Source organism: Microbulbifer okhotskensis, assembly GCF_023895975.1.
In the GTDB taxonomy this organism is placed as follows: Bacteria; Pseudomonadota; Gammaproteobacteria; order Pseudomonadales; family Cellvibrionaceae; genus Microbulbifer; species Microbulbifer okhotskensis.
Genome location: NZ_JALBWM010000024.1, coordinates 1 through 14,155, shown reverse-complemented (window position 1 = coordinate 14,155; position 14,155 = coordinate 1). Strand labels below are relative to the sequence as shown.

The following is a 14,155-nucleotide window of genomic DNA, read 5'->3' as shown; positions in this document are numbered from 1 at the left end:
GTAGATCATGGCAAAGCTTAAAGAGCTCTACACTAAGGACCTCGCGACCAAGCTTAAGGACGAGCTGGGTCTCGAGAATGTGATGGCAGTGCCGCGCATCACCAAGATCACCATCAACATGGGTGTTGGTGAAGCGACTGGTGATAAGAAGGTGCTGGAGCACGCTGTCAGTGACATGACAGCAATTTCTGGTCAAAAACCCATCGTTACTAATGCTCGCAAATCTATTGCGGGCTTTAAGATTCGCGACGGCTGGCCGATCGGTTGCAAGGTAACTCTGCGCGGTGAGCGCATGTATGAGTTTCTGGAGCGTCTGATCGATATCGCGATTCCGCGTATCCGCGACTTCCGAGGCATTAGCCCGAAGCAGTTCGACGGCCGCGGTAACTTCTCTATGGGTGTGACCGAGCAAATTATCTTCCCCGAAGTTGACTACGACAAAGTAGACAAGATTCGCGGTCTGGATATTTGTATTACAACCACAGCTGCAAACGACGACGAAGGTCGTGCGCTGCTGAAAGCGTTCAACTTCCCGTTTAAGGGTTAAGAGGATTCCATGGCGAAGAAATCCATGATTGCGCGTGAAAACAAGCGCGCTCGAACCGCAGCTAAGTACGCCGAGAAGCGTCAAGAGCTGAAGGCGATCATCGCCAGTGCCACTGCTTCCGAAGAGGAACAGTGGGAGGCTCAACTCAAGCTGCAGAAAATGCCGCGCGATGCAAGCCCGGTACGTCAGCAACGTCGCTGTCGTATCACTGGTCGCCCCCACGCTGTCTATCGCAAGTTCGGCTTGTGCCGTAACAAGCTTCGCGAAGCCGCAATGCGTGGTGATGTTCCTGGCCTGGTGAAGTCCAGCTGGTAATTATCAGCCGGTTTAAGGCAGATTTGAGGAGTCTCATAAAATGAGTATGCAAGATCCGTTGGCAGATATGCTGACTCGCATCCGCAACGCCCTGGCTCGCGGAAAGGCGGAAGTCACACTGCCATCATCCAAAGTGAAGGTAGCGGTAGCCAAAGTCCTGAAAGACGAAGGTTATGTTACCGATTTAAATGTAAGTGAAGGCAGCAAGCCTGAACTGACCATTGCGCTGAAATATTTTCAGGGCAAGCCGGTTATCGCTGAGCTGGACCGTGTTTCTCGTCCTGGCCTGCGCTCTTACACTGGTAAGAAAGCTCTGCCAACCGTACGTGGCGGTCTGGGCATCGCGATCGTTTCCACCTCCAAAGGTGTGATGACGGATCGTGCTGCACGTCAGGCCGGTGTCGGTGGCGAAGTGCTCTGCACCGTATTCTAAGCGGGGGTTACAATGTCTCGAGTAGCAAATAGTCCGATAGTTATCCCCGCAGGTGTTACCGTTGACCTGAACGGTCAAGACATCGCTGTTAAAGGCGGTAGTGGTAACCTGGATATGGTTGTTCACAGTGATGTGGAAGTAAGCCAGGCCGAAAGCCAGCTGACTTTCTCTACACGTAATAACTCCAAGCAGGCCAGAGCACTCGCGGGAACTACCCGTGCGCTGGTCAATAACATGGTGATAGGCGTAAGCAAGGGCTTCGAGAAGAAGCTTCAGTTGCTGGGTGTTGGTTATCGTGCGAAAGCAACCGGTAAAGCGGTTAACCTAACCCTGGGCTTCTCCCATCCGATCGATTATCAGTTGCCGGAAGGCGTGACTGCGGAAACGCCATCCCAGACTGAAATCGTACTGAAAAGCAGCAATAAACAGCTGCTGGGCCAAGTGGCCGCTGAGATCCGTGCGTTCCGTCCGCCGGAGCCCTACAAAGGTAAGGGTGTCCGATATGCTGATGAGCGCGTGTATCGTAAAGAGGCCAAGAAGAAGTAAATAGGGCATAGATATGAACGTTAAGAAAGCATCTCGCTTGCGTCGTGCACGTCGTGCCCGCGCCAAGATCCGTGAGCTGGGCGCCGTTCGCTTAACCGTGAACCGCACCCCGCGCCACATATATGCACAGATCCTGTCTGCCGAAGGCAATGCGGTACTGGCTTCCGCCTCTACCCTCGACAAGGACCTGCGCTCAGATAAAACCGGTAACGCTGACGCTGCTACCGCGGTTGGCAAACTGATCGCTGAGCGTGCCAAGGCCGCCGGTGTTGAAGAAGTTGCCTTTGATCGCAGTGGTTTCAAGTACCATGGCCGTGTTAAGGCTCTGGCTGAAGCTGCCCGCGAAGCCGGTTTGAAATTCTAAGGGTTGAGTTATGGCTAGAGAGAAAGACAAAAGCAACGACGAAGGCCTGCAGGAAAAGCTGGTCCAGGTCAACCGCGTTGCCAAGACTGTAAAAGGTGGTCGTATCTTCGCCTTTACTGCACTGACTGTTGTTGGTGATGGCAATGGCCGTGTCGGTTTCGGTCGTGGCAAGGCGCGTGAAGTGCCAGTTGCGATTCAGAAAGCGATGGAAGCTGCGCGCCGCAATATGATCCAGGTAGACCTGAATGGTGATACCATCCAGTACGCTATCAATGGTCGTCACGGCGGTTCCAAGATTTACATGCAGCCCGCTTCCCAGGGTACCGGCGTAATTGCCGGCGGTGCAATGCGCTCCGTACTGGAAATGGCTGGTGTGCACAACGTATTGGCTAAGTGCTACGGCTCCACCAACCCGGTGAACGTAGTTCGCGCAACTTTCAAAGCTCTGGAGCAAATGCAGAGCCCGGAAGATGTAGCGGCCAAGCGCGGTAAATCTGTCGAAGAGATTCTGGGCTAATCACAGCCCAGATTTAAGGTTATTGGTGGGTTAAGACCATGGCTATGAAGACCATTAAAGTGACCCAGACCAAAAGCACCAACGGACGCCTGAAAAGCCATCAGGCGAGCGTTGCCGGTCTGGGCCTACGCCGCATCGGCCACACAGTGGAAGTGGAAGATACTCCTTCCGTCCGTGGCATGATCAATAAAGTGAACTACCTGGTTAAGGTTGAGGGGGAATAACATGCGTTTGAACGACTTGTCTCCCGCACAGGGCCATAAGCACAGCGCGAAACGCGTTGGTCGCGGTATTGGTAGCGGATTGGGTAAGACCGGTGGCCGCGGCCACAAAGGTCAAAAAGCGCGTTCTGGCGGCAGTGTCCGTCCAGGCTTCGAAGGCGGTCAGATGCCTTTGCAGAAGCGTCTACCTAAGTACGGTTTCACCGCTCGTGTTTCTCGCTTTACCGCAGAAGTACGTCTGGCTGAGCTGGCGAAGGTAGAAAATGAGGTAATCGATTTGGCAGCGCTGAAGAATGCCGATATTATCGGCAACCACATTAAGCGCGCCAAAGTATTCCTCTCCGGAGAGCTGAGCAAAGCTGTTACCGTGAAAGGTCTGGGAATTACCAAAGGCGCAAAGGCAGCGATCGAAGCTGCTGGCGGTAAAATAGAAGATTAATCGAGGCGCCAATGGCACGACCAGGATCCGGTGGAAATCCCCTGGGCAACAGCAAGGGATTGGGCGAGCTCTGGGCTCGCCTTCGTTTTCTGTTTCTAGCGATTCTTGTTTATCGTCTGGGGACACATATTCCGGTGCCCGGCATTGATCCGGAAAAGCTGTCAAACCTGTTTAATCAGAACCAGGGAACCATCCTTGGCCTGTTTAACATGTTCTCAGGCGGCGCCCTGGAAAGGATGAGCATTTTGGCGCTGGGCATCATGCCCTACATCTCCGCGTCCATCATCATGCAGTTGATGAGCGCGGTGACTCCCTCTCTGGAAGCATTGAAGAAGGAGGGTGAGGCTGGAAGGCGCAAGATTAACCAGTACACCCGTTACCTGACGGTAATGCTGGCACTGATTCAGGGTGTCGGTATGACTTTCGGGCTGGCGGGGCAGGGTCTGGCTTACTCATCTGAGCCTGCATTTGGTTTTTACTTTGTGGCGGTGACGTCACTGGTGACTGGTGCTGTATTTATGATGTGGCTCGGTGAGCAGATCACTGAGCGCGGTGTTGGCAACGGCATTTCGATGCTGATTTTTGCTGGTATCGTTGCCGGATTACCCGGTGCCGTCGGCCAGGCATTTGAGCAGGCAAGACAGGGTGAGCTGCACATACTCATGCTGTTGATGATTGGCGTTGTAGCGCTTGCCGTCGTCTTCTTTGTGGTTGTGATGGAACGCGGCCAACGCCGTATTACTATCAACCACGCCAGGCGTCAGGCGGGACGTTATTCTGCAGCTCCGGCTGCACAGGCGAGCCATTTGCCGCTGAAGGTGAATATGGCGGGTGTAATCCCGGTAATTTTCGCCAGCAGCATCTTGCTATTCCCGGCCACACTGGCGCAGTGGTTTGGTGAGGGCGGGGAAGGTCTCGGTGCAGAAATACTGAAATGGATGGCGTTACAGCTCGGACCAGGGCAGCCACTGAACATTATTCTGTTTGCACTGTTGATTGGTTTCTTCTGCTTCTTCTACACGGCGTTGATGTTTAACCCGAATGAAGTTGCGGATAACCTGAAAAAGTCTGGTGCATATGTTCCAGGCATTCGTCCCGGAGAGCAGACGGCTCGCTATATCGATAGCGTTCTGACTCGCCTCACGCTGGTGGGTGCTGTGTATATCGCACTGGTATCCCTGCTGCCGCAGTTCCTGGTGGTTGGGTTTAACGTTCCCTTCTATCTGGGGGGTACCTCACTGCTGATCGTTGTAGTAGTAGTGATGGACTTTATGGCGCAGGTACAATCGCATCTGCTGTCACACCAGTACGAGGGTATGATGAAAAAAGCGAACCTGCAAAGCTACGGTCGTCGCTAGTGCGTCACCTGCTCGCAGATTGATTGAATTGAGGTAAGGTCATGAAAGTACGCGCTTCTGTAAAAAAGATCTGCCGTAACTGCAAAATCGTACGTCGCAAAGGTGTTCTGCGGGTAATCTGCAGCGCCGAGCCGCGTCACAAGCAGCGTCAAGGCTAAGAAAAGGGGCCAGCCCCTTGCAGAGTGCGCCCTTGGGCGTCTCTGTAAAAGCTGGAAGTATTCGTTATTTGATGCAGTCCCGTAGCAGATAACAATGCCTCAAATGTTTTTGAGGTGGGAAGTCGGTAAAATGCTGGCTTCCAAAAGGGGGCGTTGACTGTCGTTATCATCCGTTTCGGGGGACCGATGCGGAGGTTGGCTATTGCAAATTAGTGTCTGAAAAGCTATTCTTGCGCGCCTTTTTGGTGGCGCCGTCGGTTTTTTAGTCGCTGTCAGCGCCGAAATCAAAGTTGAGTCACATACTTAATATAAAGCAGTGATTCCAATACGTGGAGTACGCCTCTATGGCACGTATTGCTGGTGTCAATGTACCAGACCATAAGCACGCCGTAATCTCCCTGACCCACATTTATGGGGTTGGTCGAACTACGGCTCAGTCAATTTTGGCAGCGATTGGTATCGCTGAATCCACCAAAATCCGCGACCTGTCTGAAGAGCAGATTGAAACCATCCGCGGTGAAGTTGCAAAACTCACTGTAGAGGGCGACCTGCGCCGTGAAGTATCCATGAACATCAAGCGTTTGATGGACTTGGGTTGCTATCGCGGTCTGCGTCACCGTCGCAGCTTGCCGCTGCGTGGTCAGCGCACTAAGACCAATGCTCGTACCCGTAAGGGTCCGCGCAAGCCGATTCGCAAGTAAGCCTCTAAGGCGCGAATTCGCGGTTCAATAAGCCCCTCTCTTTGTTAAAGACTGGGGGGATTTGATACAGGATTTAGGATACTGGTATGGCTAAGCCAAAAACTACTGTTCGCAAAAAGGTCAAAAAGACCGTTGTTGACGGTATTGCCCACATCCACGCATCGTTCAACAATACGATCGTGACGATCACTGATCGCCAGGGTAATACCCTTAGCTGGGCCACCGCAGGTGGATCTGGCTTCCGTGGCTCACGTAAGAGCACCCCGTTTGCAGCCCAGGTTGCCGCTGAGCGCGCAGGAACTGCAGCTCAGGACTACGGCCTGAAAAACCTCGACGTAGAAGTTAAGGGCCCCGGCCCCGGTCGCGAATCTGCTGTTCGCGCACTGAACAACTGCGGCTACAAGATCACCAACATCACCGACGTGACGCCAATTCCGCATAATGGATGTCGTCCACCCAAGAAACGTCGCGTGTAAGAGGGGGCTGATAAAATGGCACGTTATATTGGACCAAAATGTAAACTTTCCCGTCGGGAAGGTACCGATCTGCAGCTGAAAAGTGGTGTTCGTCCACACGACTCCAAATGTCGCGCAGAATCCAAGCCTGGTCAGCATGGCTCTGGTCGTGGTCGCTTGTCCGACTACGGCATCCAGTTGCGCGAAAAGCAAAAGGTTCGTCGTATCTACGGCGTACTGGAAAAGCAGTTCCGTAACTACTATAAGGAAGCGGCGCGTCTGAAAGGCGCCACTGGTGAGAACCTGTTGCAGCTTCTGGAAAAACGCCTCGACAATGTTGTTTACCGTATGGGCTTCGGCTCAACTCGCTCTGAAGCCCGTCAATTGGTTTCTCACAAGGCGATTTTGGTAAACGGTACTTCAGTCAACATTCCTTCCTTCCAAGTGAATGAAGGTGATGTGATTTCTGTGCGTGAAAAAGCTAAAAAGCAGCTGCGTGTTCAGAATTCCGTTTCCCTCGCTGCCCAGCGTGGCGATGTCGAGTGGGTAGACATAAACGCGAGTAAACTGGAAGGCACTTTCAAGCGCATTCCGGATCGTGTAGATCTACCAGCAGAGATCAACGAAAACCTTATCGTGGAACTGTACTCCAAGTAACAATTAGTTCACTTTAAGGAATGCAACTGTAAACAGGTATGGCTATGCAGACTGCTGTCAACGAGTTTTTGACACCGCGTCGTATTGACGTCACCGAGTACAATCCGAATCACGCTAAAGTGGTTTTGGAGCCCCTGGAGCGTGGCTTTGGCCACACTCTCGGCAATGCGCTGCGTCGCATCCTGCTGTCCTCCATGCCGGGCTGCGCCGTCATCGAAGTCGAAATCGACGGTGTCGAGCACGAATACAGCGCGATTGAAGGTGTGCAGGAAGATGTTATTGAAATCCTGCTCAACCTGAAAGAAATCGCCGTTGTTATGCACGGCAAGGATCTGGCGGTATTGAGCCTGAGCAAAAAAGGCCCAGGTGCAGTGACTGCTGGAGATATCCAGGTAGATCACGATATTGAGATCGTGAATCCTGAGCATGTGATCGCCAATATTACTGGTGATGTAGAGCTCAATTTGCGTCTCACTATCGCACGTGGTCGCGGCTACCAACCGGCTGACGCTCGTCGTGACGAGGAAGAGGAAAGCCGTGCGATTGGCCGTCTGCAACTGGACGCTTCATATAGCCCGGTTCGTCGTGTGTCCTACAGCGTGGAAAGCGCGCGGGTAGAACAGCGTACCGATCTGGACAAGCTAGTCCTGGATCTGGAGACCAATGGTACTCTGGATCCAGAAGAGGCTATTCGCCGTGCAGCCACTATTCTGCAGCAGCAACTTGCGGTATTTGTGGATCTGGAAGGTGAAAAAGATGCTCAACCGAAGGCCGAAGAGCCCGAGGTTGATCCAGTACTGCTGCGACCTGTGGACGACCTGGAGTTGACTGTACGTTCGGCCAACTGTCTGAAAGCGGAAAACATCTACTATATCGGTGACCTAATTCAGCGCACTGAAGTAGAGCTGCTGAAGACCCCGAATCTTGGTAAGAAGTCTCTGACTGAAATCAAGGATGTGTTGGCTTCCCGTGGACTCTCTCTGGGTATGCGTCTTGAAAATTGGCCACCGGCCAGTCTCAAAGGCGACAGCAAATTAAGCCCCCTGTAAGCATTTGGTAGTCACGGTGTAACCGTGACTAGTCGAAAGAACCCGAGCGGTGCCACAGCTTAGCGCGACACCGCTCCAGAACGACCTGCTGTGACAGCAACTTTGGTCGTAAGGAATTGAGTCATGCGTCATCGCTATAGTGGCCGTAAATTCAGCCGCACGAGCGCTCACCGCAAGGCCATGTTCAAGAACATGAGCGCCTCTTTGGTGGAGCACGAACTGATCAAAACCACACTGGCCAAAGCCAAGGAGCTGCGTCGCGTCGCCGAGCCGCTGATTACCCTGGCTAAGAAAGACAGTGTTGCCAATCGCCGACTGGTTTTCGCCCGTATTCGTGATAAGGATGCAGTGCGTAAGTTGTTCGACGAACTGGGTCCCCGTTACGAAGCACGTCCAGGCGGTTATATCCGTATTCTGAAATGTGGCTTCCGTGCTGGTGATAAAGCGCCGATGGCCTACGTTGAACTGGTGGATCGTCCTCAAGTAGAAGACGAAGCCGCACAAGCGTAAGCTGTACTAGCCATAGTGCTACGGAAGGCCGGTCTTAGACCGGCCTTTTTTGTGCCTGAATGAGAATTTTCGTATGTCTTTTGAGCAATTATTAAAAAGCTTGAACTCAGAAATTGTTGGGAGTTTAAAGCGGGCTATAGAGCTTGGAAAATGGCCTAACGGTATTGCGCTAACCGGAGAGCAGCGAAGCCTCTGTGCCGAGGCTGTGGCCAACTGGGAGTCTGTACATCTTTCGAGAGAAAAGCAGGTTGGTTATGTTGAACCCAAAACCAAGAAAGACCCTTGTGTGGGGAGAAAAGATGATGAGCAAGTCGTGAGCTGGGTCCGCTAGGCTCGGGTAGCTGGCATCGAGAAGAGGAGAAATATATTGGCAGGAAACTCAACAAATGAGGCTTCCTTTTCATTCATCCCTTGCCGATTCTCTGCTTAGATAGTTACCGATGGACAAATATAAAATTTCTAAGGTGCTCGGTAACTAATTATGAGAAAACTGATTTTGCTTGCCGGAGCAGTAACGCTCGCCGTTGTTGGAGTTGATCACTACGATATTGATGTTCGCTCAGGGGTGACGAAAGTGCGCCAGCTGATTGAGCCTCTGGAGGGCGATAGTGAATTGGTCAAAAATATTTCCAATCGTATCCCTTGGTCCCAACTTGAAAATACCGAGGTCAAAGAGTTATTAGATCACCCTCGTGTAAAAGCTTACTTGGATCAGGAAAATATTAAACGGGCTCTCAAAGACTATTTTTCGGGTCTGGGTGAGCTTTCTAGTGAAGAGGCATGGGAGGCTATAGAGGAAGTAGAAAGAGAAGCGCGCGTTACCGGCTACGAAGCGCTTTCTTTGAAGTTGGCTTGGCTGGAAAAAAACAGTGTGAGTCAGGGTGAGTTTAAGCTGCGGGCTGAAGAGCTGTTTAATGTTTATCGCAGTCAAGCTCAGTCAGTCATTGATGACTACGATCCCCACATTGAGGTTCCGGGTTTTTCGACCTATAAAGAGCTGGAGCAGTCTATTGTTGAGGAAGTACAGCAAATGACTTCTTTTCCAGGTGGCATGAGTAGGCACGAATATCTGCGTAAACGCCTGCAAGATGCCAGAGAAACGGTGTACGGCAGCTAGACGTAATGCGGCGCTGTCATTGTTTCAATAACAGCGCCGTCCTCTTGTTACCAGCGGTTACATAAACAACCCAATCAGATCATAAAATAGATTGCTATTGTTCTCGTAGTCAGAAACTTCATCAGTCTCGTAAGCACGAATCATTCCCCCGCCATTGTGATTTATTATATTGTCTAGAAAGTCTTTGAGTTCCAGTCCGTGCTCAGCAATTTCCCCATAGTTTAAGTCGATAATGGTGGTGCAGTGACTCTCATTCAGGTTGCGGAACATCGGGAAGTAGTAGCCCCAATTACTGGTCTGATCCAACAGAGGAATCAGGTTTTCATGAGTATCTGTCTGCCAGCGCTGTCGCAACTTGGCCAAGCGCGATTCCGCATCGGGGTCATTATAAATATCTTCGTAAAAGCGTTCGTAGGAATAGGATGAGAAATTCCCGTCGGCCAGGAAGTGGGTGATACCCAGGCGGTCGGTTGGGAATTTTTCTGACAAGGCGCTGTAAATAGAGGCTAGCTGGTTAGCGTCAAACCCTGGAGTAATGCGTTTCAGCATAGTAATAGGGTTTTCCGCGTTGGGGTCTCCATCGGGCGTGTAAGTAGTCCATGAACTTAATACTTCTTTGTGCAGTGGCAGCGAAGGATATTGAGAGCTGTCATTATTATCCAGTGGCGCTTTGTACAGAGGGCCTGAATCATCGATTAGGTATCCATGATCGACATTCATGTCCTCGCGGATTTTTGAATAATTTAACAGTGCGCCGACGCTTCCCGCGCTGCATCCAGCGGTCAGTAATTGTTTTGGTTTTTGTAAATTATTTTTAACCCAGGAAGTTACCGATTGTACATTGCGTAAACCATTGTGATGCCATATTAAATCGGAGTTTTGACCGCTCTCGTCTTCATAAATCTCAGTTTTATCACCAACGTAAATGTCCCCGGTACAGTAGGGCACATAGACCATGTTCCACTCACCCGTTTTATACTGGTTGTAAGGGTGGTGAGTGTAGATTAGAGGCGAAACTCCCGCAGTGGTGAGATTTTCGAAATTTGAGAAGTCCAGAAGATGCACATTACTGAGATAGTCATCAGGTATGCCATTTGGATTTCGTGCTCCACGAGTGCCTGCCTGCCCAGAGCAGCTCTCATAATCCCAGCAGGCACCTCCGCCCTCAAAGTAGAAAATCGTATTGCTGGTGTCGGGTACTCGATGAACAAAGAACTTATAGGGGGAGCCGTTGCCGCACATGGCTCCAGTATTGGCAGGCACGTCTACTTTCTGCCAAGTATTGAAATCGGCCGGGTCAAAGTCGTCGTTAAAATTTGGGTCATCCAGAGTAAGGGGGTACATCCCCTGAGCCTGCTCTGGTGTTACGGGTTCATTGGCATTGGGTGGGTCGAATAGATGCTTTAGAGTTGTCCAGAAATTATAATCACCCGGCTCGGCGTGAGCATAAGAGGTGATAAAAAGTGAACCGACAAAAATTGACGATATGAAACCACGGAGAATTTTTATCATTATTAATCCCCTTGAAGTAGTTGGTATTTTCTCTTCGGCCTAGACGAATTGATCCCAAGGTTCATACCTGGATCCCAAAAGATCCTCCCTAAAGAATCATTTTGTACGTTAGTCCAAATCGCTGTTTGGGTAAAACCCACAGAGATTAGTTAATATTGATCGAGTGGTCTAGCAGGATATCAAGAAAAACTAGCCAGTCACGCAAAAACGTCCATGGATGATGGTCTTGGCCAAAAATATTTAAATTGCGTCTAGATTTATAGGCATTGGTAAGTTGTTAATAGTATTGGCGGCATGAAAAACAACAAAAATAAATCAAGATGTTTTATATTTAAGTATTTTTCATCAAGTAAATTAATTGGTGGGTTTTAGTAGCTTAAAGTATTAAAAATTCTTTTTCATGTTTGCCAAGACTTAATTGTAACTGGTGCAGAAGCTCTCGTTTTTTCTTCAATATACTCTTTGCTTCCCCTAAGTTAATTTTCTGGAATCTAATTTTGTCACTGGGTTTTAATTGCCCTAAGCGATGCAGCTCGGCTTTTATGACATGACCGATTCGAGGATAGCCGCCTATGGTTTGTCCTTCGATAAATGAGATGATGGGCTTTTCATCGGGTGGTACCTGTATGCTTCCAGGGTAGAGGCCAGAAGATATCATCGGTACCTTTTTGGCCTCATATTCTTTTTCTTGCTGGTGTTTCAAGCCTGATAGGCGAATACCCATGCGATTACTTTGGGGAGAGACTTCGAAAGTGGTTTTATAAAATTGAGCAGTCAATGTTTCTGGAAATAAATCACTCTCCGAGCCTGGCACTATCCTTATTTGAGATTGGTTGGTATAGATGAGGTGAAAGTTTTTATTGAGGGCTAACTCTCTTACTGGGCGAATATTTATTAGGTCAATAGTGTCACCTGTGCGGATAGCATCGTCGTTGAGACCTCCAAATTTACTAACGATATGGGTTCCCGCACTGCCCAAAATCTGCGGTATTTCTATTTTCGCGGGAAAGGCGATATAGGTTCTTGCGCCGCTGATCACTCGACCGATATCCAGAATGTCGCCAGACTTGATCTTTACCGTTTTGTAATTCTCGATAGGACTGTCGTTTAACATTGTTGTAAATTGGGCGCCGGCGATTGCGATGGTGATATCACATTGAAATTCAATACGGGGGCCTAACAAGGTAGCTTCTAAGACCGGGTTGTTGGGGGAGTTATCCAGTAGTAAATTGGCTATTTTCATTGATAGTGGATCGGCGGCCCCCCCCCAGGGTATCCCCCAATCCATCATACCTGGGCGCCCCTGATCCTGAATGCTGGTCTGTAAGCCTGCTCGAACAAATCGAATGCTCATGGGGTAATCGCTCTGGGAGTACTATTGCTGGCCACTTGCGCTAGCGTAGTAAATTGTTGGCGAGTAATCGGGAAGAACTCAACCTCATCAAGAGGGTCCGCAATAAAGGGCGAGCTATTGGATGCTTGGAAAAGCTTGAGCGGAGTTTGCCCGATTATTTGCCAGCCTCCAGGTGTAGCTTGTGGGTAGATACCGGTCTGGCGGCCGCCAATGCCGACAGCGCCTGCGGGAATTTGGGTGCGGGGAGTGTCTTTTCGCGGGCAGTATAATTTGGGGTCAAGTCCGCCCAAGTATAGGAATCCGGGCGTAAACCCTAACATATGGACTAAATAGTGGTTAGCTGTATGTCGGCGGACAATTTCCGGGATAGATAAATTTGTGTAGTCACTTAAAAATTCTATATCAGGAGAATACCTTTCTTCGTAGCATACAGGGATACGGATGAGCTTTGATTTGTGTTTAGTGTTTAATGGGTTTTTTAAAACGATATCAATGTTTTGGCTGAGGATGCTGTGTAGCATCTTGTGCGAACAGTGTGTGGGGTCAAAAATAATGGTCAAACATTGATAGGCTGGAATAATGTCAATAATTCCGCTTAACTTTAGTTGCAGTATTTTTTCTCTAATCCTGATAATTATACTGCTTAGTTCTTTGCTGGGGCTGTCCGAGAATCGGATATCTAAAGCGCAATCCCCATTGTTGGTGATTGCAGGAAGATTTTTATGAGGGTAAAGTGTCACCGATCTATGCTCAGGCCATTGGCCATAAAATAATGAGTTAGCTGCTCGGCGAGAGCAGGTGCCTGAGGGCTGTCACCATGCAGGCAAATAGTGTCTACATTAAACTGTAGTTTTCCTCCATAATAATCTTTAAACGGCAGGTTTTTTGCTAGGCAGGTGGCTTGATTTAGGCATTTGGCCGTGTCAGTAATAAGAGCTTTGGGAAGTGAGCGGGGTGCCAGCTGGCTCTCATTGAGATATTGCCTGTCCATAAAGCCTTCCCGTATGAATACTCGGCCTTGCCCGGACGCAGCAGTTTCCATGGCGCCGTTTGCGAGGCCCAGGATTTTAAGTGATGGGTACTCTCCAGCAAAAAGAGTGGTAATGTTTTCGGCAAGCTGAATGTTTGCCTCAGCGTCATTATAGAGAGCGCCGTGTAGTTTAATATGATCCAGTTCTGTTTCAAGCTGGCGGGCTATACTCGTTAATTGGCTTATCTGTTCGCAGAGGGATTCGAGTAATCTTTCTGGTGATATAGCTATTGATTCTCGTCCAAAATTATCTCGATCGGGGTAGCTGGGGTGGGCACCAATCTTCAAGTTGGCATGAAGTGCATTTTCAATAGATCTCTCCATTATTTCGGGAGTGCCGGCGTGACCGCTACAGGCTATATTACAGCGAGAGATAAACGACATAATTTGGGCATCTCTGCCACAGCTTGATAAATCAGTGCCTTCGCCTAGGTCACAGTTGATATCTATATGCACCGTGATTTTCTCTTTGAATTAATATGGAGCATTCAGGAATGCTGAAGATGCTATTTTTATTTTTATTGTATAAGCATGATTTGACTTTAGACGAGATTTGAACTCCATACGACCCGTAGCTGCCGCCTAAAGGTGAGCAAAAGCACGCTTTAGCTTCAATGTCATTTCGCAGTGTATTGAGCTTCTCCCACAATGGGGCATTTGCGACTGTTTTTTGTAACGTTAAGAGTTTTAGTGGGAGCTGAGAGGGAATGATAGCTTGCTCCAATATTACTTTATTTAAACTGCTTTGTGCGGCGAGAGTATTTTAACCCGATTATTCAAATCCCCAAATAGCTTGGTATACTTTTCTTTCTTCTTTAACAATACTTCGGACAGTTTTAGGGGGCGAAATAGGTAGGAACCACGGCCAGATA

General features: G+C 49.5%; 21 protein-coding genes. 17 read left to right on the top strand and 4 right to left on the bottom strand.

Annotation, left to right across the window (positions count from 1 at the left end; genetic code table 11):
• Positions 1-7: 7 nt before the first annotated feature.
• The 17 genes from rplE (at position 8) to MO867_RS07890 (ending at position 9,387) form a co-directional block, all read left to right on the top strand.
• Positions 8-547 (top strand): 50S ribosomal protein L5, encoded by a 540-nt coding sequence (gene rplE / locus MO867_RS07970; protein WP_252465810.1) that lies wholly within the window; start codon positions 8-10, stop codon positions 545-547.
• 9 nt (positions 548-556) lie between these two features.
• Positions 557-862 (top strand): 30S ribosomal protein S14, encoded by a 306-nt coding sequence (gene rpsN / locus MO867_RS07965; protein WP_152451155.1) that lies wholly within the window; start codon positions 557-559, stop codon positions 860-862.
• Positions 863-902: 40 nt separating this feature from the next.
• Positions 903-1,295 (top strand): 30S ribosomal protein S8, encoded by a 393-nt coding sequence (gene rpsH, locus MO867_RS07960; RefSeq protein WP_252465809.1) that lies wholly within the window; start codon positions 903-905, stop codon positions 1,293-1,295.
• A gap of 12 nt (positions 1,296-1,307) precedes the next feature.
• Positions 1,308-1,841, top strand: a complete 534-nt coding sequence (gene rplF, locus MO867_RS07955; protein WP_252465808.1) for a 50S ribosomal protein L6 — start codon at positions 1,308-1,310, stop codon at positions 1,839-1,841.
• 13 nt (positions 1,842-1,854) lie between these two features.
• The gene (gene rplR, locus MO867_RS07950; RefSeq protein WP_252465806.1) at positions 1,855-2,205 is read left to right on the top strand and encodes a 50S ribosomal protein L18; all 351 of its coding nucleotides are present in this window, start codon (positions 1,855-1,857) and stop codon (positions 2,203-2,205) included.
• A 10-nt stretch (positions 2,206-2,215) separates the two neighbouring features.
• Complete coding sequence (gene rpsE, locus MO867_RS07945; RefSeq protein ID WP_252465804.1) at positions 2,216-2,722, top strand: 30S ribosomal protein S5; 507 nt, start codon at positions 2,216-2,218, stop codon at positions 2,720-2,722.
• 38 nt (positions 2,723-2,760) lie between these two features.
• Positions 2,761-2,946, top strand: coding sequence for a 50S ribosomal protein L30 (rpmD, locus tag MO867_RS07940; protein ID WP_252465802.1), 186 nt, complete (start codon positions 2,761-2,763; stop codon positions 2,944-2,946).
• Position 2,947: 1 nt separating this feature from the next.
• Positions 2,948-3,382 carry a 50S ribosomal protein L15 gene (gene rplO, locus MO867_RS07935; protein WP_252465800.1) on the top strand — a complete coding sequence of 145 codons (435 nt, stop codon included), beginning with the start codon at positions 2,948-2,950 and terminating at the stop codon, positions 3,380-3,382.
• 11 nt (positions 3,383-3,393) lie between these two features.
• Positions 3,394-4,740: a preprotein translocase subunit SecY gene (gene secY, locus MO867_RS07930; RefSeq protein WP_252465799.1), complete on the top strand. Its 1,347-nt coding sequence runs from the start codon at positions 3,394-3,396 to the stop codon at positions 4,738-4,740.
• A gap of 41 nt (positions 4,741-4,781) precedes the next feature.
• The gene (gene rpmJ, locus MO867_RS07925) at positions 4,782-4,898 is read left to right on the top strand and encodes a 50S ribosomal protein L36 (protein ID WP_010133825.1); all 117 of its coding nucleotides are present in this window, start codon (positions 4,782-4,784) and stop codon (positions 4,896-4,898) included.
• A gap of 344 nt (positions 4,899-5,242) precedes the next feature.
• Positions 5,243-5,599: a 30S ribosomal protein S13 gene (gene rpsM / locus MO867_RS07920; protein WP_252465797.1), complete on the top strand. Its 357-nt coding sequence runs from the start codon at positions 5,243-5,245 to the stop codon at positions 5,597-5,599.
• An 86-nt stretch (positions 5,600-5,685) separates the two neighbouring features.
• On the top strand, positions 5,686-6,075 hold the full coding sequence (gene rpsK, locus MO867_RS07915) for a 30S ribosomal protein S11 (RefSeq protein ID WP_143729411.1): 390 nt from the start codon (positions 5,686-5,688) through the stop codon (positions 6,073-6,075).
• A 15-nt stretch (positions 6,076-6,090) separates the two neighbouring features.
• A complete protein-coding gene (gene rpsD, locus MO867_RS07910; RefSeq protein ID WP_252465796.1) occupies positions 6,091-6,711 on the top strand; it encodes a 30S ribosomal protein S4 in 621 nt (206 codons plus the stop codon).
• A 44-nt stretch (positions 6,712-6,755) separates the two neighbouring features.
• Positions 6,756-7,760, top strand: coding sequence for a DNA-directed RNA polymerase subunit alpha (locus MO867_RS07905; RefSeq protein ID WP_252465795.1), 1,005 nt, complete (start codon positions 6,756-6,758; stop codon positions 7,758-7,760).
• 123 nt (positions 7,761-7,883) lie between these two features.
• Entirely contained in the window at positions 7,884-8,270 is a 387-nt protein-coding gene (gene rplQ, locus MO867_RS07900) for a 50S ribosomal protein L17 (protein WP_252465794.1), read from the top strand.
• Positions 8,271-8,343: 73 nt separating this feature from the next.
• Complete coding sequence (locus MO867_RS07895) at positions 8,344-8,601, top strand: DUF1315 family protein (protein ID WP_252465793.1); 258 nt, start codon at positions 8,344-8,346, stop codon at positions 8,599-8,601.
• Positions 8,602-8,751: 150 nt separating this feature from the next.
• Positions 8,752-9,387, top strand: a complete 636-nt coding sequence (locus MO867_RS07890) for a hypothetical protein (RefSeq protein WP_252465792.1) — start codon at positions 8,752-8,754, stop codon at positions 9,385-9,387.
• A gap of 57 nt (positions 9,388-9,444) precedes the next feature.
• Here MO867_RS07890 and MO867_RS07885 read toward each other — a convergent pair whose 3' ends face one another.
• The 4 genes from MO867_RS07885 to pxpA form a co-directional block, all read right to left on the bottom strand.
• Positions 9,445-10,899, bottom strand: coding sequence for a pectin acetylesterase-family hydrolase (locus MO867_RS07885; protein ID WP_252465791.1), 1,455 nt, complete (start codon positions 10,897-10,899; stop codon positions 9,445-9,447).
• 376 nt (positions 10,900-11,275) lie between these two features.
• Entirely contained in the window at positions 11,276-12,253 is a 978-nt protein-coding gene (locus MO867_RS07880) for a 5-oxoprolinase subunit C family protein (protein ID WP_256473885.1), read from the bottom strand.
• Positions 12,250-12,993 (bottom strand): 5-oxoprolinase subunit PxpB, encoded by a 744-nt coding sequence (gene pxpB / locus MO867_RS07875; protein ID WP_252465789.1) that lies wholly within the window; start codon positions 12,991-12,993, stop codon positions 12,250-12,252. Before pxpB ends, MO867_RS07880 begins: the two co-directional genes overlap by 4 nt.
• Positions 12,990-13,739: a 5-oxoprolinase subunit PxpA gene (gene pxpA, locus MO867_RS07870; protein WP_252465788.1), complete on the bottom strand. Its 750-nt coding sequence runs from the start codon at positions 13,737-13,739 to the stop codon at positions 12,990-12,992. The genes pxpB and pxpA overlap by 4 nt, the downstream gene beginning before the upstream one ends.
• Positions 13,740-14,155 lie beyond the last annotated feature (416 nt).

What these genes read in the sequence shown, in the direction of transcription:
- rpmD (WP_252465802.1), top strand. Translation starts at nt 2,761, where the DNA reads ATGGCTATGAAGACCATTAAAGTGACCCAGACCAAAAGCACCAACGGA.
- rpsE (WP_252465804.1), top strand. Translation starts at nt 2,216, where the DNA reads ATGGCTAGAGAGAAAGACAAAAGCAACGACGAAGGCCTGCAGGAAAAG.
- rpsD (WP_252465796.1), top strand. Translation starts at nt 6,091, where the DNA reads ATGGCACGTTATATTGGACCAAAATGTAAACTTTCCCGTCGGGAAGGT.
- rpsN (WP_152451155.1), top strand. Translation starts at nt 557, where the DNA reads ATGGCGAAGAAATCCATGATTGCGCGTGAAAACAAGCGCGCTCGAACC.
- MO867_RS07905 (WP_252465795.1), top strand. Translation starts at nt 6,756, where the DNA reads ATGCAGACTGCTGTCAACGAGTTTTTGACACCGCGTCGTATTGACGTC.
- rpsM (WP_252465797.1), top strand. Translation starts at nt 5,243, where the DNA reads ATGGCACGTATTGCTGGTGTCAATGTACCAGACCATAAGCACGCCGTA.
- rplE (WP_252465810.1), top strand. Translation starts at nt 8, where the DNA reads ATGGCAAAGCTTAAAGAGCTCTACACTAAGGACCTCGCGACCAAGCTT.
- MO867_RS07895 (WP_252465793.1), top strand. Translation starts at nt 8,344, where the DNA reads ATGTCTTTTGAGCAATTATTAAAAAGCTTGAACTCAGAAATTGTTGGG.
- rplR (WP_252465806.1), top strand. Translation starts at nt 1,855, where the DNA reads ATGAACGTTAAGAAAGCATCTCGCTTGCGTCGTGCACGTCGTGCCCGC.
- rplO (WP_252465800.1), top strand. Translation starts at nt 2,948, where the DNA reads ATGCGTTTGAACGACTTGTCTCCCGCACAGGGCCATAAGCACAGCGCG.
- MO867_RS07880 (WP_256473885.1), bottom strand. Translation starts at nt 12,253, where the DNA reads ATGAGCATTCGATTTGTTCGAGCAGGCTTACAGACCAGCATTCAGGAT.
- secY (WP_252465799.1), top strand. Translation starts at nt 3,394, where the DNA reads ATGGCACGACCAGGATCCGGTGGAAATCCCCTGGGCAACAGCAAGGGA.
- rplQ (WP_252465794.1), top strand. Translation starts at nt 7,884, where the DNA reads ATGCGTCATCGCTATAGTGGCCGTAAATTCAGCCGCACGAGCGCTCAC.
- rpsH (WP_252465809.1), top strand. Translation starts at nt 903, where the DNA reads ATGAGTATGCAAGATCCGTTGGCAGATATGCTGACTCGCATCCGCAAC.
- MO867_RS07885 (WP_252465791.1), bottom strand. Translation starts at nt 10,899, where the DNA reads ATGATAAAAATTCTCCGTGGTTTCATATCGTCAATTTTTGTCGGTTCA.
- rplF (WP_252465808.1), top strand. Translation starts at nt 1,308, where the DNA reads ATGTCTCGAGTAGCAAATAGTCCGATAGTTATCCCCGCAGGTGTTACC.
- rpmJ (WP_010133825.1), top strand. Translation starts at nt 4,782, where the DNA reads ATGAAAGTACGCGCTTCTGTAAAAAAGATCTGCCGTAACTGCAAAATC.
- rpsK (WP_143729411.1), top strand. Translation starts at nt 5,686, where the DNA reads ATGGCTAAGCCAAAAACTACTGTTCGCAAAAAGGTCAAAAAGACCGTT.
- MO867_RS07890 (WP_252465792.1), top strand. Translation starts at nt 8,752, where the DNA reads ATGAGAAAACTGATTTTGCTTGCCGGAGCAGTAACGCTCGCCGTTGTT.